The following is a 20,055-nucleotide window of genomic DNA, read 5'->3' on the forward strand; positions in this document are numbered from 1 at the left end:
AAAGTTAATTTTATGTGTTGATGACGAGCCCATGAATCTGAATCTCCTCGACGCCGTGCTCTCGCCCAGGGGGTATGATGTGATTCTGTGCGAGAGTGGGCGCAAGGCAATGGATCTCATGGCAAATATCCCCGTGGACCTGGTCCTTCTGGATGTCATGATGCCCGGGCTCGACGGCTAGCGTGTGCCGAACCATCAAGGCTGACGAGCGGTTTATGCTCATCCCTGTGGTCATGATCACCTCCCTGACATCAAAGGACGACCGGATCAATAGCATCGAGGCTGGCGCCGAGGACTTCATCTCCAAACCCTTTGACAAGACCGAAGTGCTGGCCAGGATCAAGATGCTTCTGAAGGTGAGGGAATTGAACGTCAGCCTTGCCCGCGCCTATGGCGACATCAACAAGCTCACGACGTTCGGGAAAATGGCGGTGAAGAGCTTTGAGAGCGGACAGTTCAACCTCGGCTTCGCCATCGACAAGATCATCGAACAGATCATGCCCGGCAAGGATTCCGGCAGCGACCACCCACGCATGTGTGTTGTCGGGGCACCGCGTGGGCACGGCGGCTGGGAGTGGACGCGCTTCGAGCACGAGCCCGCAGGTATCAAGCGCCTCAATCTTGACATGAACCTCGAGAGTCACCTCCGCCTTCCGCCGGACAACAAGGCCAGGATCGTCTCCTACGACGCCGAGAATCTGGCTACCTCGAAGATGAAGAACCTTGTCAAACAGCTCCGGCTGTCCTCTTTATCTGTGGACAATCTATTGTGCTATCTGAGTACCAGCCTGTGCATCTTCACCATGAACTATAGCCGGGAGATCACCAAACACGACGCTGACGTTCTGAACACCTTGGTCATGCACACCCTGTTCGTCAAATCGACACTGGAGAACATTCAAGAGATCGAGGGAGGATTCACTTACAGCCTCCAGGCCCTGGCCCGGGCCTCTGAGACCAACGACGAGGACACTGGCAACCATATCCTGCGAGTCGGCACCTATGCCAAAATCCTGGCGACGGAGCTCAAACAGTCAGAGGCGTTCTGCCGCGACATCAAGGTTCACGCCCTGACCCACGACGTGGGCAAGCTCCACGTGCCCCTGAACATCCTGATCAAGCCGGAACAACTCAACAAGGCCGAGTTCTCGTTCATGAAGAAGCACACGCACTACGGGGCCATGATCCTGGGCGACCACCCCCGGCTGCGCATGGCCAAAACCATCGCCCTCACGCACCACGAGAACTGGGACGGCACAGGCTATCCGAACGGCCTTGCCGGTAACGCCATCCCCCTGGCCGGGCACATCACCAAGCTGGCCGACCAGTATGACGCCCTGCGCAACGCCAGGGTCTACAAGCCAGCCTTCGACCACGCGACTTCGGTTCAAATCTTGACTGAAGGTGATGGCAGGACTCTGCCCGAGCACTTCAGTCCGACCCTGCTCGCGGCCTTTGTGTCCGTCGCGTCGCGATTTGACGAAACCTTCAACAGCCTGAATGACAATTTATATACGGAAGTTCAACAGCCTGCATGAAGCGACACAAACAATGCCTATGAAAAACAAGCGCCGGGGCCGTCCTGATGAAGAATGTTTAGCACGAACCGAGAGGAACGGCACATGTCCAATACAGATATCCATTCATCAACAACGAATGATGCCCCCCACAAGACGGAAGCCATTTCCGAAAACCGGCAGCAAGAAGCAATTCTTACGGCAAAGGCCCTGCAAGACGCCATATTCAACAGCGCAAACTTCTCCAGCATCGCCACGGACGCCAAGGGTGTCATCCAAATCTTCAATGTCGGCGCCGAGCGCATGCTGGGTTATACCGCCGCCGAGGTGGTGGACAAGATCACTCCTGCCGACATTTCCGATCCGCAGGAAGTGATAGCCCGCGCCAAGGCGCTCTCCATAGAACTCGACACATCGATCACCCCCGGCTTCGAGGCATTGGTGTTCAAGGCCTCGCGCGGTATCGAAGATATCTACGAGCTGACCTACATCCGCAAGGACGGCAGCCGGTTTTCGGCCGTGGTGTCAGTCACCGCGCTGCGCGACGTCCAGGGGGGCATCATCGGCTATCTGTTGATCGGCACCGACAACACTTCGCGCAAAGAGGTCGAAAATGAGCGGACGAAGCTGGATCAGAGATTACGCGACCAGCAATTCTACACACGTTCGCTCTTTGAATCCAATATCGACGGGCTCATGGCCACAGATCCGCAAGGCATCGTCACCGACGTCAACAAGCAGATGGGGGTGCTCACTGGCCGCACGCGCGACGAGTTGGTCGGCGCGCCGTTCAGGAGCAACTTCACCGATCCGGTGCGTGCCGAAGCGGGCATCAATCAGGTGCTGGCCCAAGGAACCATCACCAATTATGAGCTGACCGTGCGCAGCCTGGATGGCAGGGAGACCGAGGTGTCCCTCAACGCAACTATCTTCTATGATCGAGACAGGCGGCCTCTGGGCGTGTTCGCCGCCGCGCGCGACATCGGCGAGCGCAAAAAGGCGGAACAGCTCCAGCAGGCACTCATGGAGGCGTCGGAAGCGTCCAGCCGGGCCAAGTCCGAATTTCTGGCCAACATGTCCCATGAGCTCAGGACTCCGCTCAACTCCATCATAGGCTTCGCCGAGGTGCTCCAGGACCAGCTCTACGGCAAGCTTGGCTTCAAGCAACTCCAGTATGTGGAAACCATCCATAAGGCCGGACAGCATCTGCTTGTGCTCATCGACGACATCCTGGATCTGGCCAAGATAGAGGCCGGGAAGATGGAACTGGAGTCGAGCGAGTTCCGCCTGCATGACGTTCTGACGCACAGCATGTCCATGTTGAGCGAGAAGGCTCTCAAACACGGCATACAGTTCAGCCTGGATGTCGCACCGGAGACGCCGGAAGAGATGGAGGCGGATGAGCACAAGTTCAAGCAAATCCTGTTCAACCTGCTTTCCAACGCCATGAAATTTACTTCCGACGCAGGCTCTGTCGCTCTGCGCGTCAGGCCTTATCCGCCCAAAGCAGGTTGGCTGGAGGTCGAGGTCCAGGACACCGGCATCGGCATTTCCGAGGCCGACATTTCGAAATTATTCTCCGAGTTCACTCAACTCGAGTCGCCGTTGGAAAAGAAGCACCAGGGCACCGGGCTTGGGCTGGCGCTGACCAAACGGCTGGTGCAGGCCCACGGCGGCGACATCAGCGTCGCCAGCGAACCCGGCAAGGGCAGCACGTTCTCGTTCCGCATCCCGTCCAGGCGGGAGAATGCCTGACAAACGGCTTAACCAACTATGAGGATTGATTATTATGGCCAAGATTCTGCTCGTTGAGGACAATGCCGACAATCGGCTTTTGGTGAAGGACATCCTGAGCCACAAGGGGCACGACATCCTCGAAGCCCCGGACGGCATGACCGGGATACGCATGGCCGAGGAAAACATGCCGGACCTCGTGCTCATAGACATCCAAATGCCCGTGCTGGACGGCGAAAAGGCACTGGGTCTTCTGAAGAGTAACCCGCGCACAAAACATCTGCAGATCATCGCGGTGACCTCCTTCGCCATGAAGGGGGACCAGGAAAGGCTGCTTAAGATGGGCTTTGCCGGCTACATCGCCAAACCCATCAATACGCGGGAGTTCCCTTCTCAGATCGAGGATTTCTTGTCGCGGAAGACATGACGAATTCTCCTCGTCTCGTCTTTGGGCATCATTCGGGAACACCCTTCTCAAGGGACCCACCATGAAAGAGCCAAGGGATTTGCCAAGCTGAGCATGCGCTCCCTGTCAACGACAGTTATTCGCAATGTGAGTATTTGCGAACAGGCTTTTTGGCGCTGGAAGAAACAGTGCAACGGATGGATGCCGCCTGGATTGCCTTGGGTTGGCCGGGGTGTGTTCCGCAAGGAAACGCGCCACCAAAAACTCGCCGCTCAGAGGTTCGACAAAGTTATTTCTCCCCTGACTCAACATTTATTTTATTTATAGTGTTTATTTCCACTAAGCATGCTAGGTTGAAAGTAATCGCAATTGTTTTCTAACCGTAACGGGGTCTCATGACTGGATTACTCTTGTTTGTCTTGATCGGATTGACAGCCGACTGGCTGACCGGAATGTTTATGAACCGCAGATTCGGCTTCCTGGGAATACCGTCGCTGGCAGCCCTGGAGCCGCAGAATATCTGGAGTCCTCGAACTGTTCGGGGCAGGATTCACTGCTCAGGCGACACCATCTTGCACCTGTTTAGTAGAGCCTGACCACTGCGCCGTGGGCGCAGACCAAACTGAAACTCTCAGCTTCCACATGCCTCCCTGCCAGCCTCACTTCCGAAAACAGCCTCACCGTTTCGCTGAACACTTCGCGCCCTCGACGCTTCATACTGTAACATCTCCACCTTGAAGCCCTGATTTAATCACTGATTTATCGTTTCAAGCCGTTTTGCAAGCGGTATTCTTTCCTCGCCTCCATGGCAGCCTTAACCCATGGGTGTACGAACAAGTAAAGCAGTCGTTGATCAAGGTGCAACAAGACAAACTGCTTGCATGAGCATCCTTCTAAAGTCTTTGAATGCTGCCATTTTTGAATAAGCGTACCTGTTCAACCATTAAAACCTGTTATAACCTGAAGGAACGTATCATGAAAAAATTACTGTTTGTTTTGAGTCTGGTTGTCACCATGTCGTTTCTGTTTGCGGGCAACAACGCCTACGCCGCCTCGACGGATGATCGTATCGAATCCTCCGCCAAACAGACCTATGTTTTCAAAACCTATCTCAAGGACGACAACATCAAGGTGGCGTCCGAGGGTGGCAACGTAACGTTGACCGGAACCGTGGCAGAGGAATCACACCTGTCCCTGGCCAAAGACACCGTTGCGGGACTTCCCGGCGTGAAAAGCGTTGATAACAAGTTGACAACGGATGCAAAGAGCGCCTCTGCCGGCTCGGACGCATGGCTCACCACCAAGGTCAAGTTCACCCTCTTGTTCCACAAGAACGTGAACGCCATGGCGACCAATGTCACCGCCGAGAATGGCGTCATCACCCTGCGTGGCGAAGCCTCCAGCATGGCCCAGAAGGACCTGACTGGCGAGTATGCCGCTGATGTCGATGGCGTCAAAAGCGTCAAGAACCTGATGACCACGCCCGCTTCCGCGCAGGAGGACACGGCCACCACTAAGCTGGAGGCCATCGGAGAAGCCGTTGACGACGCATCCATCACGGCCATGGTCAAGGGAACGCTGCTCTATCATCGTTCGACCAGCGCCCTGAACACCAACGTCGTGACCAAGGACGGTGTTGTCACCCTGAAGGGCACGGCCAAGAACAACGCCGAAAAGGACCTGGCCGAAAAGCTCACCAATGACGTGCGCGGCGTGAAGAAGGTGGTCAACAACATCACCGTCGGCTGAAACGAATCAAACGACCAGAGCCATGAGGAAATCGATCAACAGCCGGAGAGTGACCGGTCGGCTTCGGACAAAGGCTTTATGGCCTTGCTGCTCCAGATCATTGCCGGCTCATCCGGCCGCGGCGGAGGAAGTTGATCGAGGCAGGGGCCGAACGCTCTGTGCTCTGTATCCTGCGACTCTTTAACAATGGAGAGCTACAATGTCTCTTGGCACAATCCTACTGATCGTCTTGATCCTTCTGCTCCTGGGAGTCATTCCCGTATGGCCGCACAGCCGCTCCTGGGGCTATGTGCCCGGCAGCGCGCTGGGGATCATCGCGATTGTCGTACTGGTCCTGTTCCTGATGGGCAGATTGTAATCGGCAAGAAAGCCACAACCCGCAACCAGTCAGGAGAGATTTCATGAAAGCAAGCACGAAAAATCAGATCAAAGGGAAGCTGCATCAGGCTTCCGGAAAGGTGAAGGAGCTCGTGGGCAAAGCCATCGACAACAACGAAATGCAGCTCAAGGGCAAGACCGAATATACTGCCGGAAAGATTCAGGAGAAAACTGGTGAGATCGAAGAGGTCCTGGAGAAGTAGATCAAAACCAGCACAGGCAACGATTTGGTCAACAACGCTATAACAAAAGAGTTCGTTATGAAAAAGCTACTCTATTTATCGGTATTCGTGGCTGTGGGGCTGCTTTTGGCCGGAGCCATGCCGAGTTTCGCCCAGACGAAAACGGAGCAGACCTCCGGACCGGATGTTGATGGCTTCGTGTGGCTGATGTCCAGCGACGCCGAAAAGAAGTCGTTCTTGTTCGGCGCCGGAAGCGCTGTGGCCATGGAGTATCATGTCAGGGCCATCCGCAAGGAAGAGCCGTCCAAGTTCATCAAAGGATGGACCGAGGCCCTCAAGGATGTGAGTTGGTCCGAACTGGCAAGCGAAGTGGACGCCTATTACGACAGTAACCCGGATCGAAAGGACAAACTCGTGTTCGAGGTGATCTGGCAAACAATCATCACACCCAGGTTAAACAAGTAAGGAGACAGTCATGAAAAAGGCGCTTCTCATCCTTCTTCTGGTCGGTTCATTGATTCTACCGGCCTGCACCAACATGAGCAAGACCCAGCAGGGAGCCGTCTCCGGCGGTGCCCTCGGGGCTGGTGCCGGACTTGGCATCAGCGCTCTCACAGGCGGTTCACTCGGCATGGGCGCTGTGATCGGCGGCGCACTGGGCGCAGTTGCAGGCGGGCTGTATGGTGACGAAAAACAAAAGCAGGAATAACCAATGAGCAAAGGGGCCACCGGCAGACAGCCTGCCGGTGGCGGCAGGGGCAAACGCTGTAGAAATCCCTTCATGCGGCTCTTGCAGCGGGAGGGCTTAACACGTGCATTTCCCGCAAGAAAAGAGTACTTGACCAGAGTATGAAACAACACAATAACCCAGCATCATGACAAAGAAAAAGAACACACCAAAAACAAAATCGCCAAAGGCTTCCCCTGCGGTTCACAAGACCAAAACGGATCCGAAACAACAGCCCGGAGCGGTTTTCCCCATAGTGGGCATTGGCGCCTCGGCCGGAGGCCTGGCAGCCTTCGAGGCCTTTTTTTCCGGCATGCCTGCCGACGTCGAACCGGGAATGGCCTTTGTTCTGGTGCAGCACCTGGCACCGGACCACAAGAGCCTGCTGACCGAAATCATCCGCCGCTATACCCGCATGCAGGTCTTTGAGGTCGAGGACGGAATAAAAATCCAGCCCAACTGCGCCTACATCATCCCACCCAATCGCGACATGGCCTATCAGGACGGCAGGCTCCAACTGGTCGAACCCACCGCGCCCCGGGGGCAACGGCTGCCCATTGACTATTTCTTCCGCTCCCTGGCCCAGGGCATGCATGAATCGGCAATCGGCATCGTGCTCTCGGGCACAGGCAGCGACGGCACCCTCGGCGTGCGAGCCATCAAGGGCGAAGGGGGGGTGATCATCGCCCAATCACCCGAATCCTGCGAGTATGACGGCATGCCGCGCAGCGCCATTGCCACCGGCCAAGTGGACTACGAGCTGCCACCGTCTGAGATGGCCGCCCAGATCATCGCCTATGTGGCCCACGCCTTTGGCGTGCCCCTTCGAACCAAGGCAACGCCCAAGCCCGTGACCGAGACCGCATTGCGCAAGATATTCGTCCAGCTCCGCACCCACACGGGGCACGATTTTTCCCAGTACAAACCAAGCACCGTCCATCGCCGCATAGAGCGCCGCATGGCTGTCAATCAGATCGACCGGCTGGATGGGTACGTTCGATATCTGCTGCAAACCCCGGAGGAGGTGGAGGCGCTTTTTCGCGATCTGCTCATCGGCGTGACCAATTTCTTTCGCGATCCCGAAGTGTTCAAAGCGTTCGAAGAACAGGTCGTTCCCAAACTTTTTGCCGGAAAGCGCACGGGTACCCCGATCCGGATTTGGTCGACGGGATGCTCCACCGGAGAGGAAGCATACTCCGTGGCCATGCTCCTGCAGGAATACCTGGATGCGACCCAGCAACACTTCGTGGTGCAGGTCTTTGCCACGGACATCGACAGCCAGGCCATAGCCACGGCCCGGAGCGGACTGTATCCGGCCAGCATCGCCGCCGATGTCACGCCGGAAAGGTTGGCGCGGTTTTTCACGGTCGAGGCCGAGGGCAGTGTGTACCGTATCAAGAAGAATCTCCGGGACATGCTGATCTTTTCCGAGCAGAACGTGATCAAAGACCCACCCTTCTCCCGGCTCGACTGCATCGTCTGCCGCAATCTGCTCATCTACCTGGGAGGAGATTTGCAAAAGAGGCTCATCCCTCTCTTCCATTACGCATTGCGCCCCGGAGGTTATCTCTTCCTGGGCACCTCGGAGACGGTGGGTGATTTCGGTGACCTGTTCACTGCCCTGGATCGCAAATCCAAGCTATTCATTCGCAAGGATGACCTGCTCGGCAGACATCCCAGGACCATGGGCTATCTGTTGCCGCCCAGAATAGCTCTGGAATCATCGTCTCTCCAGCCTGCAGTCAAAGATATCTCTCCGATGAAACTGCCATTGCGTGAACTGACCGAAAAGACGCTGCTGCAACAGCTCTCCCCTGCGGCCGTGATGGTCAACGCCCAGGGCGACACCCTCTATTTTCATGGCCGCACCGGTCAGTACCTGGAGCCCTCGCAAGGCGAAGCCAGCACCGGCAATATCATCAAAATGGCGCGGGAGGGGTTGCGCCGGGAACTGAGCACGGCCCTGCACAAGGCACGATCAACCAATGAAAGCGTGCGCTGCCCGGCTCTGCAGGTAAAAACCAATGGTGACTTCACCTCGATCGATCTGACGATCTGCCCGGTTCCGACAACCCAGGACGAACTCGCCCCCACGCTCTATCTGGTCATCATGGAGCCTTCGCCGCGCCCCGGCCAAGCGCAGGAGCAACAATCCATTCTCCCGGGGGTGGGTGAGGGAAGGGACGGATCAAACACGGAAAGCGATGGTATCGCGGCGCTAAAACAGGAGTTGCTGTCCAAGGAGGAATACCTCCAGACCACTATTGAGGAACTGGAGACGTCCAACGAGGAACTCAAATCATCCAACGAGGAAATGCAATCAATCAATGAGGAACTGCAATCATCGAACGAAGAACTCGAGACCTCCAAGGAAGAATTACAATCCGTCAACGAGGAATTGTCAACCGTCAATGCCGAACTGCAAAACAAGCTCATTGATCTTTCGCAGGCCAATAACGACATGAGCAACCTGCTCTCCGGCACGGGCATTGCCACCATATTCGTGGACCACCGGCTGTGCATCATGCGCTTCACCCCGGCCGCCACCCGGATCATCAACCTGATCCCCGTCGATATCGGCCGGCCTGTCGGCCACATCGTCTCCAAGATGGTGGGCTATGACAGCCTGGTTGCCGACGTGCAGACGGTACTGGAGTCGCTGATCCCTCAGGAGCTGGAAGTCCAGACAGTGGAGGAGAAATGGTACACGATGCGCATACAGCCTTATCGCACCATCGAAAATGTGATAGAGGGAGCGGTGATCACCTTTGTCGACATTACCGAGATGAAAAAATCGCACGAACTGGTACAGAAGGCTCACAATCAGTTGCGCATGGTGATGGTTGTGCGGGACTCGCAGGATGCCATTGCCGTTTTGGACACGAAGGGAGACATTCTGGCATGGAACCCCTCGGCACAGAGGTTATTCGGCTGGGGCGAAGAGGAAGCGCTGGCCTTGAACATTCAGGACATGCTCCCCGAAGATCTTCAGACCAAGGAGTTGGAGAACATAAGGCTGGTGGCTGCGGGCCACATGCCGGCGCCCCATGAGACGCGCCGCGTGAACAGGGAAGGACAGACTGTGCCGGTGTGGATCTCGGCCAGCTTTCTGGCCGACGAGGCCGGGCAGGTCTATGCAACGGCGGTCACGCAGCGAATAGTTCAGGTGGAAAAAACATGACGGACAACCTCAGACGCCAAGCTGAAGAATTGGCCCGAAAGGACGATTCTGCGGACAAGGGTCCGCGTACGCTTGAGGAAATGCAGCAGTCGCTCCACGAACTGCGTGTTCATCAGATCGAGCTGGAACTGCAGAACGAGGAGTTGCGCCGGGCCCAGGCGGAGTTGGAAGCCCTCCGGTCGCGCTATTTCGATCTCTATGACCTGGCTCCGGTCGGATATTGCACAGTCAGCGAAAAGGGCCTGACCCTCGGGGCCAATCTCACAGCCGCGACACTGCTTGGCATGGTTCGGAGCGAAATGGTCGGACAGCCCTGGACCAGATTCATTCACAAGGAAGACCAGGACATATATTACCGGCACCGAAAAGAACTCTTCAACACAAATTCGGCGACCGCGACGGCGTCATGCGAATTACGCCTGGCGAAAAAAGACGGGACCGATTTCTGGGCGAATCTGACGGGCACCATAGCCTGCGATGCCGAAGAAGCTCCTGTCTGTCGCATTGTGATGCATGACATATCGGAACGCAAGCAGGAAGAACAATTTCGCGAAACGGTTGAACGCATCATTCACCACGACATCAAGGGACCACTCGTCAATCTCTTTTCAGTGGCCCAGTTGGTGCTGGACGGAGAGAGCAATACATCCGTGATGGAGTCGTTTCCGCAAATAATGCTCGGTATTCGGCAAGTGATCCATCTCATCGACGCCACCGAGCCCCTGCTGGAAATGGAAAAGGGCGCATACACGCCCCCCGAAACGCCGATCGATATTTTTCAGATTCTCAGCCTCGTAAACAAATCCCTGGAAAAACTCTCCACACAGAACAAGGTGACCGTCGAGCTGCCGAGTGCGACCAGTTGCTCCTCAAGGGAACCGTATCTGTGCGGGGAGGCTTTTCTCATCGAGGACCTGCTCATGAATCTGGTGAAGAATGCGATTGAGGCCTCGCCCAGAGAAGGGCGCGTGACCATCACCTGCCAAGCGGAGCCGGGGACGGTAAGCATTGCCATCCACAATGCCGGCGCTGTGCCTGAAGCCATTCGGGAGCGGTTTTTCGAGAAATATGCCACCATGGGCAAGCACTGCGGTACGGGGCTGGGGACATACAGCGCCCAGCTCATCGCCAAGGCTCATGGCGGCCACGTCGGGCTCACCACATCCGAGACGGAAGGGACCACGATTACTGTCGCGCTCCCCCGGTGCGACATCAAGTAGCGGTCTTTCGGCCCACACACCCTCACAGGATGCCTCCTTTCCCAGGGGGCACCCATGAATCCCATTGCGTTGCAACAATCAATCGGGATTACGATCCACTCCGACTGATTTGCAAAAACCAATGACCAGGGCCGCCAGTCCTGTAGTTCCATATCGAGACCCCCTCTTTGTCCCGGAGCATTGCCCCGAACTTCAGGAAGGGGATTCATATGAAATCCATCAGCTTGGTACTGGGCGCGAACAGGGCAACCCTGTCCGGTCCGCGCTCGAAACAACACAGGACCCGCCAGAACGCCAAGGCCTTTGCCCAAGCGGCTTCGCTGTGCGGGTTTTGGTGTTCGCAAATGGACCAACATCACGAACAGGCATTTTGCGGCGGTTGTCAGGCAAATGAAAGACGAAGGCAGGGGTGACGGGCGAATCGCCGAAATATTTACGGCGGCCCGCGACCTGTGCCGGGCCTACGGGAATACCGGCATCAGCCCGAGCAATGGCGTGTTCGACGTGAAGCGCGGGACCCTGGCCCGAAGCGTCGAGGTGCATCGACTGAAATGGAAACGGGTCAACTTCGAGGAACGGTACGTGGAGTTGAAGACCTTCAAGAACAAGGACCGCAAGCCCGTGCTCAGGCCGGTGCCGATGACCGACAAGCTGTACGAGATTCTCAGTGATCCGCATGCCAGGCGCGACCCTGAAAAGGAATGGGTGTTCTGGTGCCGCAGCTACAGCCACAAGCAGAAACGGATGGAGGATGGGCCGTACACCAAGTGCCGCTACTCCATGCTCAAGACGGCATGCGAGAAAGCCGGTGTCGGCTACTATTCCTTCCATCGATTCCGGGCATCGGGCGCATGGGTGATGGACAACAACGGCGAGCTCATCTCGGGCATCCAGCATCTGCTGGGGCATGCCGACCGACGGAGCACGGAAATCTATCTGGAAAAACTGCGACGTGGAGCGGGACGCCATGGCAATCTATGAAGCGCAAAGCCGCCAAGTTGCCTGACGGATTCACACACGGCAGTCACACACAACAAGCAACGGGCTGCGGCCAAACGGCCGCAACCCGTTGAAAACAGAAGGTGAGAGCCGATAGTCCCACACAAGGTGGCGGCTATCTCCAAAAAGATCACCCCCCGGAATCTTCCACCCCTCCCCGCCCCCCGCTGGCGCGCAAACGGAAAGGTCCGCCCACCCCGGATGGGGGTGGACGGACCATATGATCGCGAGAGGACGGACCTAGAAGCTGTATCCGAGAGCAGCGCGCATCTCGGCGGGAATCATGGCATCCTGGCCGGGCTCAAGGGCCTTCCAGGGGGCGCCGGCGTCCTTGCGCGCGGCCTTGACCTCTTCCAGGTCGAAGCCGTAGCGGGGCACTTCGAACTGCTGGCCGGGGTAGATCAGATCAGGGTTCTTGATCTGGCCGCGGTTGGCCTTGTAGATCAGGGGCCACATGAAGGGATCATTGTAAATGTGTTTGTACTCCGAGATCCACCACAGGCATTCGCCCTTGGTCACGGTGTGGGACACGGGCAGAGCGTCGTACTCGGCCTTGTACACATCCATAGGATCGGTCACCACGACCTGCTCGACGATGACCTCTTTTTCCTCGACCACAACCACTTCGGGCTCGGTCTTCACTTTCTTCGAGCAACCCCAGGCAAAGACAAGGCACATGGCGATTGCAAGTAAAATCAGCTTCTTCATTAGTTGCCTCCTCGGAATTGATTCGCTTTCCATACCCGCTGTAACGCACAGTTCACGACTGTACGCCATCAGCCCAATTATCAATTATTATCTTTTCTTGCAAGACAATTCTGCTGTCTGGGTTCTGCTCCCTCGCCTTGTCCAGGGCGTGGGCCGCCTCCTCGATCCAGCCGCCCATGCGCAGGCTCTGGCTGGCCAGCACGTACATGCGTTCGGGCTCGTCGCCGTAGATGGCGCGGACAAGCCCCTCGTACTCGTCGCGAAACACGCTCCTGACCAGCCCGTTCTGCGAGAAGATGTAGCGCGCCAGCAGGACGTTGTCGCTGTGGGTGTGCAGATAGCCGGGCAGCAGCTGACGGCACTTGGCCATGATGAAGCGGATGCGCGCGATCTCGCGCCGCATGGACTCCTCGGTCTGGCTCAGGACCAGAAAGAGTTGACCGGCCACGTCCCGTTCGGCGTCGGCACTTTGGGGATCGCCCTTGATCTGGGTGTGGAACCAGGGCGCGTAGTTCTCCTTCTGGTAGGCGTCCTCCTTGAGCTTGATGGTCTCGTGGAAGATGTACCCGATGGCCCAGTCGAGCAGCGTGCCGCCGAGCTGCCCGTGCGGGTCGTTGCGGAACACATGGTGGGCCGTGTCCTTCATCCGCCACAGAAGCCCCTTGTCCATCTCGGTGCCCACGATGTCCCTGAGCACCTCGAACTCCACGGTACCGTCCGCGTCGAACCCCTCCATCTGCCGCTCCAGCGTCTCGCACGCCTGACAGAAGAACTTGAACAGGTCCCGGACAAACTCCGGGTGCTTGGCCTGAATCCACGCCTTGGACATCGCTCGCCTCCCCTTTCGTGCTACACTGCCGGAAAAATGATGTCCACCCGCGCCCCGCCGTCGTCTGCGTTGCTCAGGTGCATCTGCACGCCGTGGCTCTCCAGGATGGTGGAGACCAGGGCCAGCCCCAGCCCGGTGCCGGTGTCCTTGGTGGTGAAGAAGGGATCGCGCACCTGTTCGATGTGCTCAAGCGCGAATCCGGGGCCGGTGTCCTGGATGGTAATGTGCAGGCCGCCCTCGTCGCGCGCGGCCCGAAGAAATATCTGCCCCCCGCCGGGCATGGCCTGCATGGCGTTGGCGATGAGGTTGTAGAAGGCGCGGTAGAGCAGATCCTTGTCGCCGCGCACCGTGAGGTCGCCGCCGTATTCGCGGTCGATGACCACCCCGAGCTTTTCGCACTCCGGCTCCATGAACACGGCCACCTGATCGAGCAGGCGGCCGGCATCGACCAGGGCCATGGTCGGCTTCTTGGGCCGGGCATAGTCCAGAAACTCGCCCACCGTGCGGGTCAGCCGCTTGGCCTCCTCGTGCAGGGCCTCGAGGATGCGCGTGTGCGGGCTCTGCTCCTTGGCCGCCTTCTTGAGCATCAGCTCGGCGCTGGAGCAGATGATGCCCAGCGGATTTCGTATCTCGTGGGCCACGCCCGCCACCATGCGGCCCATGCCCGCCAGCTTTTCCTGCTGTTGCAGCTCGAAGATGAGTTGTTCCTTCTCTTGCAGCTGCTCGTTGCTCAGCCGCTCGGCCCGGCGCAGCACGGCCAGCACCAGGAAAAAGAGCACCACCGAGGTGAGCAGGGAAAAGGCGATGACCAGCCGCTCAAAGTTGAGCATGGCCATGAAGTCGGGCGTGATGTCCTGGGTGAACTCCAGGATGCCCATGATGGGGTTCTCGGAGACGTCGGTCAGGGAACGCTCGGCCCGCAGGGGGTAATAGGCCCGCAGGGTCAGGCTGCCCGGCTTGAGCGTGACCCGGAAGAGGGAGGCGAATTTTGAGACCCGGGCCAGGATCTCGGGCGAGAACCGGCCTGTCTCCCAGGTACGGGTAACCATGTACAGGGCGTCGCCCTTGCGGCCCACCTCGTCCTTGTCCAGAGAGTAGGTGATGACACCCTCGGGGTCGTAGATGCGCAGCGAGGTGACATGGAAACTGTGGACCGTGGAGCGCACCACCTGATCCAGGGTTTTGAACTGGTCCTCCTGGCGCAGGCTGATCCCCCCGTAGCGCATGACCGTGGGCATGACAAAGCGGGTGAACACCTGGTGGCTGACGTTCTCGGCCAGGAGCAGGGAGAACTTCTCCTGCTTGTCCAGCAGGGTGCGCTCCGCATACTTGGAGATGAAGACGGACAGCAGCAGGCTGAACCCGAGAATGATGGCGAACAGGCTCCAGGAAATGACCTTGACGAACTGGAGCGGCCTGCCGCCGCCGTCGCTATGCTGTGTCAACGAAGTGACCCCCCGTGTCGGGCCATGGGCCCGGCCGGTCGTGTTTGCGTGTCGCCACCCGGGCCGCCCATGCCCCGAAGCCGCCGGACCCCGATCAGAACCCGCGCAGGTCGCGATCGGCCGTGAGGAAGGCGTTCAGGGCCGTCTTTTCCTCGGTCAGACCGTCGGCGTTCATGCGCGCCTTGGCCAGCCGCTTGCCAAGCTCCACTGCGGGCTGGTCAAGGGGGTTGATGCCCATGAGCCAGCCGGTGAGGATGGTGGCCGCGCCCAGCAGGGCGATGAGCTTGCCTGCCTGCCTCGGCCCGTCGTCGGACAGGCGCAGCTCCACCAGGGGCACGCCGCTGTCCGAAAGGGCCATGCGCGTACCCAGCGCCTCGGCCTGGAGCAACTCACCGAAATCCCGTCCCCGGACATAGGCGAACTGGTCCGGCAGGTCGGCCGGAAACTTCGGCCCCCGAGGCAGGGTCGGGCAGGTCAGGAACAGGCAGGCCTTGTTGCGGATGCCGTCCATGAACATCTGGTTGACCGAGTGCTGGTCCGTGACGCCCACGGCCGGGATGGGCTGGCTGCCCTTGCCCTCCTTGCCCAGCGACTCGGCCCACAACTGGGCGAACCAGTCGCCAAACCGTGCCCACAAGGGAATATAGGCGAAAAAGATCATCTCATCAAAGCCCTTTTCGAGCAGCGCCGCGCCCCAGGCCGCCAGCTGGAAGGAGCCGTGGGCGGCCAATGCGTCGCCGGTCAGGCCAGGCGCGGCCAGGGGCCCGGCCACTTCCCGCGCGCCGTCCATCAGCGCGTCGATGTCCATGCCCAGGAACAGGGCCGGAATCAGCCCCACGGCCGAGAGCACGGAATAGCGGCCGCCAAGGTTGTCGGGCACGTTCAGGGCCTGGATGGAGTGCCGCTCGGCCTCGCCGCGCAGGAAGCCGTGGAGCTCGTCCGTGACCAGGAGCATGTGGGCGGCCCAGGCATCGCCCAGGCGTGCGCGCATCCACTCCTTGAGGATGAAATACTGGCCCACGGTCTCGATGGTGCCCCCGGACTTGGACACCGTGACCACCACGGTCTTCTCGGGCGGCAGTTTGGCCAGATACGCCTCCAGGGCGTAGGCGTCCACATTGTCCGCCACCCACAGCCACGGGCCGGTGTGGCCGGGCTGGTCCTGCTGCGGAAAGAAGGCCTGCTGCAGGGCGCGCGCGCCCAGGGCCGAGCCGCCGATGCCCAGCAGGAGCATGTGGTCGAAGGTCTTGAGAAAACCCTTGAGCCGCGCCAGCTCCTCCCTGAGGGCCGGGCCATAGGGCATGGTCAGGAAGGGAAGCCTGCCAGCGCCGGTCTCGGCTGCCAGCCGCGCAGCCATCTCCCCGGCCCGCGCCTCAAAGGGGGCAAGGTCAAGATTCTCCAGGTTCGCGCCGGTCCAGTCGAGCATGTCGGCCATGATGTCCTCCGTAGGGCTGTTCGGTCGTGATCCGGCAGCGGACCGGTCACAGGAAAGGCCACAATACCAGCATTTCCGAAAAAGGGAAGGGTCCGGCCCGGTCCGGCAGTCCGGGTGCGCCCCTTGCCCGATCAGACAGGGCTATTCCGCCTTGCCGAAAAGCGTGCGTTGCAGCTCGGCCAGGGTCGGGCAGGTTTCGGCGTGGCAGACCGGCTCGTGGCCCAGCCGGGCCGCCTGCTTGAGCCGTACCTCGTGGGCGACCACGGGCCGCACCTGGCCGTTCAGGTCGATCTCGCCCCAGAACACGGCCATCTCGGGCAGCGGCCGGTCGTAATAGGACGAGAGCACGGCCGAGACCACGGCCAGATCAAGGCCGGGATCGCGCGAGGCGAGGCCGCCGGAGATCTTGGCGTAGATGTCGTTCCCGCCGAGGTTGAGCTTGAGCCGCTTTTCCAGCACGGCCAGGAGCAGGTTGAGCCGGTTGGTGTCGAACCCCAGCGCCGTGCGGCGGGGAATGGACAGGAACGACTTGGAAGCCAGGGCCTGTACCTCCACGGCAAAGGGGCGCTGACCATCCACGGCCAGGGCCATGGCCGTGCCCGACAGGCTCGGGTCGCGCGCGCCGAGAAAGAAGGTGGCCGGGTCCTCGACCACCTCAAGGCCCCTCTCGGTCATGGTGAAGACCGCCAGCTCGTCGCTGGGGCCGAAGCGGTTCTTGAGCACGCGCAGGACGCGCGAGAAGTGCTTGCGGTCCCCCTCAAGGTACAGAACCGTGTCCACCATGTGCTCCAGCAGCTTGGGCCCGGCGATCTGCCCGTCCTTGGTCACATGGCCCACCAGGATCAGGGTGGTGTCGGTCCGTTTGGTCTTTTCCACCAGCTCGCCGGACACCGCGCGCACCTGCCCCACGGAGCCGGGGATGCCCTCGGCCAGAGGCGAGGCCAGGGTCTGCACCGAGTCCACTATGAGCAGGTCGGGCGGGTTGGGGCCGTCGAGCACGGCCAGGGCGTCCTCGACCCGGTTGGTGGCCAGGGCCATGAGCCCCGGCCCGAGCAGGCCCAGGCGCTCGGCCCGCCCCTTGAGCTGGGGCAGGGACTCCTCGCCCGAAAGATACACGGCCGAGCGGCCCAGGCGGGCCTGCCCGCCCGCCAGTTGCAGGAGCAGGGTCGATTTGCCGATGCCCGGCTCGCCGCCCAGCAGAATGGCCGCGCCCGGCACCAGACCGTTGCCCAGCAGCGCGTCCAGGGCCTCGATGCCCGATGGGCGCGCCGCCAGTTCCTCGGCCTTGAGCCCCTCCAGGAGCCGGGGTTGGTCCCGCGCACCATCCGCACCCATGGGCGCGGCCGTGGCCCGGTTCACGGTCACGGGTTCCAGCGTGTTCCACTCCTTGCACGACGGACACTGCCCCTGCCAGCGCGGAGACTGCCCCCCGCAGGAGGTGCAGCGATAGGCTTCCTTGATTTTCACTGGCTACCGCGCCCGGGTCCAGGTCTCGTGGCCGGTCACGCCGTCGCCCACGCCCGCGAAGACCCAGCGGCCGGAAAAGCCGTCCTGCGTGGCCTTGAGCACGGTCACTCCAGCCTCGGAGCCGTCCTCACTGGTGAAGGACAGGCTCAGGGTCCGGGCGGCCTCGTCAAAGAATCCGACACCCACATAGACATGGCCGTCCATCTCGCCGCGATACTTCCAGACTTCGCCCCAGGCAGTCAGGACCACGGCGCCGTCATAGTCCTTTGGCCCTGCCGGGTCCGAGCCCGGGTTCCAGCCTGTCACGGCGTAGTTGCCGGAAATGTCGGCCGACCCGGCCGACCCCAATCCGGGCACAAACAATGAAACCGCCATGATGACGAGAAGATACCTCAACGCACTTTTGATCATGTCGCACTCCGTGTTTCCAGTAGTATCGCCCTGAGGACGCTCAGCCCCCGGGCCAGCCCGTCGGCATCGGCCGGGCCGCTGATGGCCAGCCGCACCGCGTGGGGCAGCGGCCGCCGCCCGACCACAAAGGCCTCGTCCGGGGTGACGACCACCCCGCTCTCCCCGGCCACCCGGACGAAATCGCCCGAAGTCCATGGCTCGGGCAGCCTGAGCCAAATGTAGTATCCCGTGTTTTGCAGCGAAATGTCCAGCCCGGAAAGCATATCGCGCGCCATGGCGTTGCGGCGGGCGGATTCGGCCCGCTTGGCGTCCAGGGTTCGGTCCGCCGTGCCGTCGGCGATCCAGCGCCGGGCGATCCCGGCCATGAGCGGCGGGGTCATCCAGACCATGTCCGAGATGGCACGCTCCACGGCCCGCGCGTATCCCTCTGGCGAGGCGAGATAGGCCACCCGCAGCCCCCCGGCCACGACCTTGGACAGGGACGCGATGCAGAAGGTCCGCTCCGGGGCCAGGGCGGCCAGCGGTGCCGGGCCGGGTCCGGCCACCAGCCCGTAGGCGTCGTCCTCGATGATGGTCAGCCCCCTGCGTCGGGCCACTTCCACCGTCTCGTGGCGGCGGTACTCGGGCATGCGCGCCGTGGTCGGGTTCTGGCAGCCGGGCATGAGATAGAGCCCGCGCACGGGCTGGGCGCGGCAGACCTCGTCCAAGGCGTCGGGCAGCATGCCGTGGCCGTCCTGCTCCACCGGTATCAGCCGCAGATGAAAGCGGCGCGCCAGGGTCTTGATCAGCGGATAGGTGACCGCCTCCACGGCCACCGCGTCACCGGGCCGGAACATGGCCGAAAGGACCACTGCCAGCGCGTTCTGCCCACCCACGGTCACGGACACGGCCTCGGGCGCCACATCCAGCCCGTGGCGGCGCAGCCAATCCGCCCCGGCCCGCCTGTCTGCCCGGCGGCCGCAGGAGGGCTGGTATTCAAGCAGCCGCTGGCAGTCCGGGTCGGCGGCCATATCCTTGAGCGTGGCCGCAAGGCTCGGACTCAACCTCTCCAGGGGCAGGGTCATGCCCAGGTCCACCACGCCGGGCAGCCCGTCCTCCCTGTGGCGGAGCATGGACGGAACCGGGTCGCCGCCCACAAAGGTGCCGCGCCCGGTCTCGCCGCGCAGCAGGCCGCGCCGGGCCGCCTCGCCGTACCCCCGGGTCACCGTGCCCACGGTCACGCCCAGGGCCTCGGCCAGATTGCGGTGCGTGGGCAGGCGCGCCCCGGGCGCAAGACCGCCCAGCCGCACGTCCCGCTCGATGGCGTCGGCAATGGCCACATACCTCGGGCCGTCAGGCCCCAATATCGGACACCATATTGTCATGGTGACAATTAATACTTTGACCGGTGGATTGTGTCAATGTAGCCAGCCGGACAGGAGGCACCATGACCACTTTTCGATCATCCGCCCTGCGGGGTGCGCGCGACGTCAGCCCGCTGTTGCTGGGCGTCATCCCCTTTGGCCTCATCTGCGGCGCGGCCTGCGTGGGCGCGGGCATGCCCGAGTGGGGGGCCGTGGGGCTCTCGCTCATCGTCTTTGCCGGAGCCAGCCAACTGGCCACGGTCCAGCTCATGGCCGAGCAGGCGTCTGTGGCCGTGGTCATCCTGACCGGGCTGGTGGTCAATC

Annotated in this window: 19 protein-coding genes and 1 pseudogene; 13 read left to right on the forward strand and 7 right to left on the reverse strand. The window is 60.5% G+C overall.

Going from position 1 to position 20,055, the window contains the following annotated elements; genetic code table 11:
* Positions 1-7 precede the first annotated feature (7 nt).
* From QQS14_RS14710 to QQS14_RS14765, 12 genes and pseudogenes are all read left to right on the forward strand, one after another.
* Positions 8-181 (forward strand): response regulator, encoded by a 174-nt coding sequence (locus QQS14_RS14710; RefSeq protein ID WP_285907790.1) that lies wholly within the window; start codon positions 8-10, stop codon positions 179-181.
* Position 182: 1 nt separating this feature from the next.
* Positions 183-1,538, forward strand: a complete 1,356-nt coding sequence (locus QQS14_RS14715) for an HD domain-containing phosphohydrolase (RefSeq protein WP_285907772.1) — start codon at positions 183-185, stop codon at positions 1,536-1,538.
* Positions 1,539-1,622: 84 nt separating this feature from the next.
* Entirely contained in the window at positions 1,623-3,272 is a 1,650-nt protein-coding gene (locus tag QQS14_RS14720) for a PAS domain-containing sensor histidine kinase (RefSeq protein WP_285907773.1), read from the forward strand.
* Between the two features lie 34 nt (positions 3,273-3,306).
* Positions 3,307-3,678 carry a response regulator gene (locus tag QQS14_RS14725; protein ID WP_285907774.1) on the forward strand — a complete coding sequence of 124 codons (372 nt, stop codon included), beginning with the start codon at positions 3,307-3,309 and terminating at the stop codon, positions 3,676-3,678.
* 954 nt (positions 3,679-4,632) lie between these two features.
* The gene (locus QQS14_RS14730) at positions 4,633-5,406 is read left to right on the forward strand and encodes a BON domain-containing protein (protein WP_285907775.1); all 774 of its coding nucleotides are present in this window, start codon (positions 4,633-4,635) and stop codon (positions 5,404-5,406) included.
* Positions 5,407-5,605: 199 nt separating this feature from the next.
* Positions 5,606-5,764, forward strand: coding sequence for a DUF3309 family protein (locus tag QQS14_RS14735; RefSeq protein ID WP_285907776.1), 159 nt, complete (start codon positions 5,606-5,608; stop codon positions 5,762-5,764).
* Between the two features lie 43 nt (positions 5,765-5,807).
* The gene (locus QQS14_RS14740; protein WP_285907777.1) at positions 5,808-5,987 is read left to right on the forward strand and encodes a CsbD family protein; all 180 of its coding nucleotides are present in this window, start codon (positions 5,808-5,810) and stop codon (positions 5,985-5,987) included.
* Between the two features lie 57 nt (positions 5,988-6,044).
* Positions 6,045-6,431 (forward strand): hypothetical protein, encoded by a 387-nt coding sequence (locus tag QQS14_RS14745; protein WP_285907778.1) that lies wholly within the window; start codon positions 6,045-6,047, stop codon positions 6,429-6,431.
* Positions 6,432-6,441: 10 nt separating this feature from the next.
* Positions 6,442-6,675, forward strand: coding sequence for a glycine zipper domain-containing protein (locus tag QQS14_RS14750; RefSeq protein WP_285907779.1), 234 nt, complete (start codon positions 6,442-6,444; stop codon positions 6,673-6,675).
* Positions 6,676-6,841: 166 nt separating this feature from the next.
* Positions 6,842-9,874, forward strand: coding sequence for a chemotaxis protein CheB (locus tag QQS14_RS14755; RefSeq protein ID WP_285907780.1), 3,033 nt, complete (start codon positions 6,842-6,844; stop codon positions 9,872-9,874).
* Positions 9,871-11,094 carry an ATP-binding protein gene (locus QQS14_RS14760; protein WP_285907781.1) on the forward strand — a complete coding sequence of 408 codons (1,224 nt, stop codon included), beginning with the start codon at positions 9,871-9,873 and terminating at the stop codon, positions 11,092-11,094. Before QQS14_RS14755 ends, QQS14_RS14760 begins: the two co-directional genes overlap by 4 nt.
* A gap of 209 nt (positions 11,095-11,303) precedes the next feature.
* A pseudogene (locus QQS14_RS14765) lies at positions 11,304-12,100 on the forward strand (site-specific integrase).
* 233 nt (positions 12,101-12,333) lie between these two features.
* On the opposite strand, the gene QQS14_RS14770 reads toward QQS14_RS14765, so the two are convergent.
* The 7 genes from QQS14_RS14770 to QQS14_RS14800 form a co-directional block, all read right to left on the reverse strand.
* On the reverse strand, positions 12,334-12,801 hold the full coding sequence (locus tag QQS14_RS14770) for a LysM peptidoglycan-binding domain-containing protein (RefSeq protein ID WP_285907782.1): 468 nt from the start codon (positions 12,799-12,801) through the stop codon (positions 12,334-12,336).
* Positions 12,802-12,853: 52 nt separating this feature from the next.
* Positions 12,854-13,630, reverse strand: a complete 777-nt coding sequence (locus QQS14_RS14775) for a hypothetical protein (RefSeq protein ID WP_285907783.1) — start codon at positions 13,628-13,630, stop codon at positions 12,854-12,856.
* A gap of 20 nt (positions 13,631-13,650) precedes the next feature.
* Positions 13,651-15,075, reverse strand: coding sequence for an ATP-binding protein (locus QQS14_RS14780; RefSeq protein WP_285907784.1), 1,425 nt, complete (start codon positions 15,073-15,075; stop codon positions 13,651-13,653).
* 94 nt (positions 15,076-15,169) lie between these two features.
* Positions 15,170-16,510: a glucose-6-phosphate isomerase gene (locus QQS14_RS14785; protein WP_285907785.1), complete on the reverse strand. Its 1,341-nt coding sequence runs from the start codon at positions 16,508-16,510 to the stop codon at positions 15,170-15,172.
* A gap of 141 nt (positions 16,511-16,651) precedes the next feature.
* On the reverse strand, positions 16,652-17,977 hold the full coding sequence (gene radA, locus QQS14_RS14790; RefSeq protein WP_285907786.1) for a DNA repair protein RadA: 1,326 nt from the start codon (positions 17,975-17,977) through the stop codon (positions 16,652-16,654).
* Positions 17,978-17,980: 3 nt separating this feature from the next.
* Entirely contained in the window at positions 17,981-18,388 is a 408-nt protein-coding gene (locus tag QQS14_RS14795; protein ID WP_285907787.1) for a hypothetical protein, read from the reverse strand.
* On the reverse strand, positions 18,385-19,707 hold the full coding sequence (locus QQS14_RS14800; protein ID WP_285907788.1) for an aminotransferase-like domain-containing protein: 1,323 nt from the start codon (positions 19,705-19,707) through the stop codon (positions 18,385-18,387). Before QQS14_RS14800 ends, QQS14_RS14795 begins: the two co-directional genes overlap by 4 nt.
* Before the next feature lie 107 nt (positions 19,708-19,814).
* Here QQS14_RS14800 and QQS14_RS14805 point away from each other — a divergent pair.
* Positions 19,815-20,055, forward strand: a 241-nt coding sequence (locus QQS14_RS14805; protein WP_285907789.1) for an AzlC family ABC transporter permease, incomplete at its 3' end; no start/stop codon positions are given.

The organism is Pseudodesulfovibrio pelocollis, assembly GCF_030282845.1.
In the GTDB taxonomy this organism is placed as follows: Bacteria; Desulfobacterota; Desulfovibrionia; order Desulfovibrionales; family Desulfovibrionaceae; genus Pseudodesulfovibrio; species Pseudodesulfovibrio pelocollis.

Excerpts from the sequence above, each read along its gene's own strand:
- QQS14_RS14770 (WP_285907782.1), bottom strand. The coding sequence starts at position 12,801 with ATGAAGAAGCTGATTTTACTTGCAATCGCCATGTGCCTTGTCTTTGCC.
- QQS14_RS14745 (WP_285907778.1), top strand. The coding sequence starts at position 6,045 with ATGAAAAAGCTACTCTATTTATCGGTATTCGTGGCTGTGGGGCTGCTT.
- QQS14_RS14760 (WP_285907781.1), top strand. The coding sequence starts at position 9,871 with ATGACGGACAACCTCAGACGCCAAGCTGAAGAATTGGCCCGAAAGGAC.
- QQS14_RS14775 (WP_285907783.1), bottom strand. The coding sequence starts at position 13,630 with ATGTCCAAGGCGTGGATTCAGGCCAAGCACCCGGAGTTTGTCCGGGAC.
- QQS14_RS14740 (WP_285907777.1), top strand. The coding sequence starts at position 5,808 with ATGAAAGCAAGCACGAAAAATCAGATCAAAGGGAAGCTGCATCAGGCT.
- QQS14_RS14785 (WP_285907785.1), bottom strand. The coding sequence starts at position 16,510 with ATGGCCGACATGCTCGACTGGACCGGCGCGAACCTGGAGAATCTTGAC.
- QQS14_RS14750 (WP_285907779.1), top strand. The coding sequence starts at position 6,442 with ATGAAAAAGGCGCTTCTCATCCTTCTTCTGGTCGGTTCATTGATTCTA.
- QQS14_RS14735 (WP_285907776.1), top strand. The coding sequence starts at position 5,606 with ATGTCTCTTGGCACAATCCTACTGATCGTCTTGATCCTTCTGCTCCTG.
- QQS14_RS14755 (WP_285907780.1), top strand. The coding sequence starts at position 6,842 with ATGACAAAGAAAAAGAACACACCAAAAACAAAATCGCCAAAGGCTTCC.
- QQS14_RS14720 (WP_285907773.1), top strand. The coding sequence starts at position 1,623 with ATGTCCAATACAGATATCCATTCATCAACAACGAATGATGCCCCCCAC.
- QQS14_RS14730 (WP_285907775.1), top strand. The coding sequence starts at position 4,633 with ATGAAAAAATTACTGTTTGTTTTGAGTCTGGTTGTCACCATGTCGTTT.
- QQS14_RS14725 (WP_285907774.1), top strand. The coding sequence starts at position 3,307 with ATGGCCAAGATTCTGCTCGTTGAGGACAATGCCGACAATCGGCTTTTG.
- QQS14_RS14795 (WP_285907787.1), bottom strand. The coding sequence starts at position 18,388 with ATGATCAAAAGTGCGTTGAGGTATCTTCTCGTCATCATGGCGGTTTCA.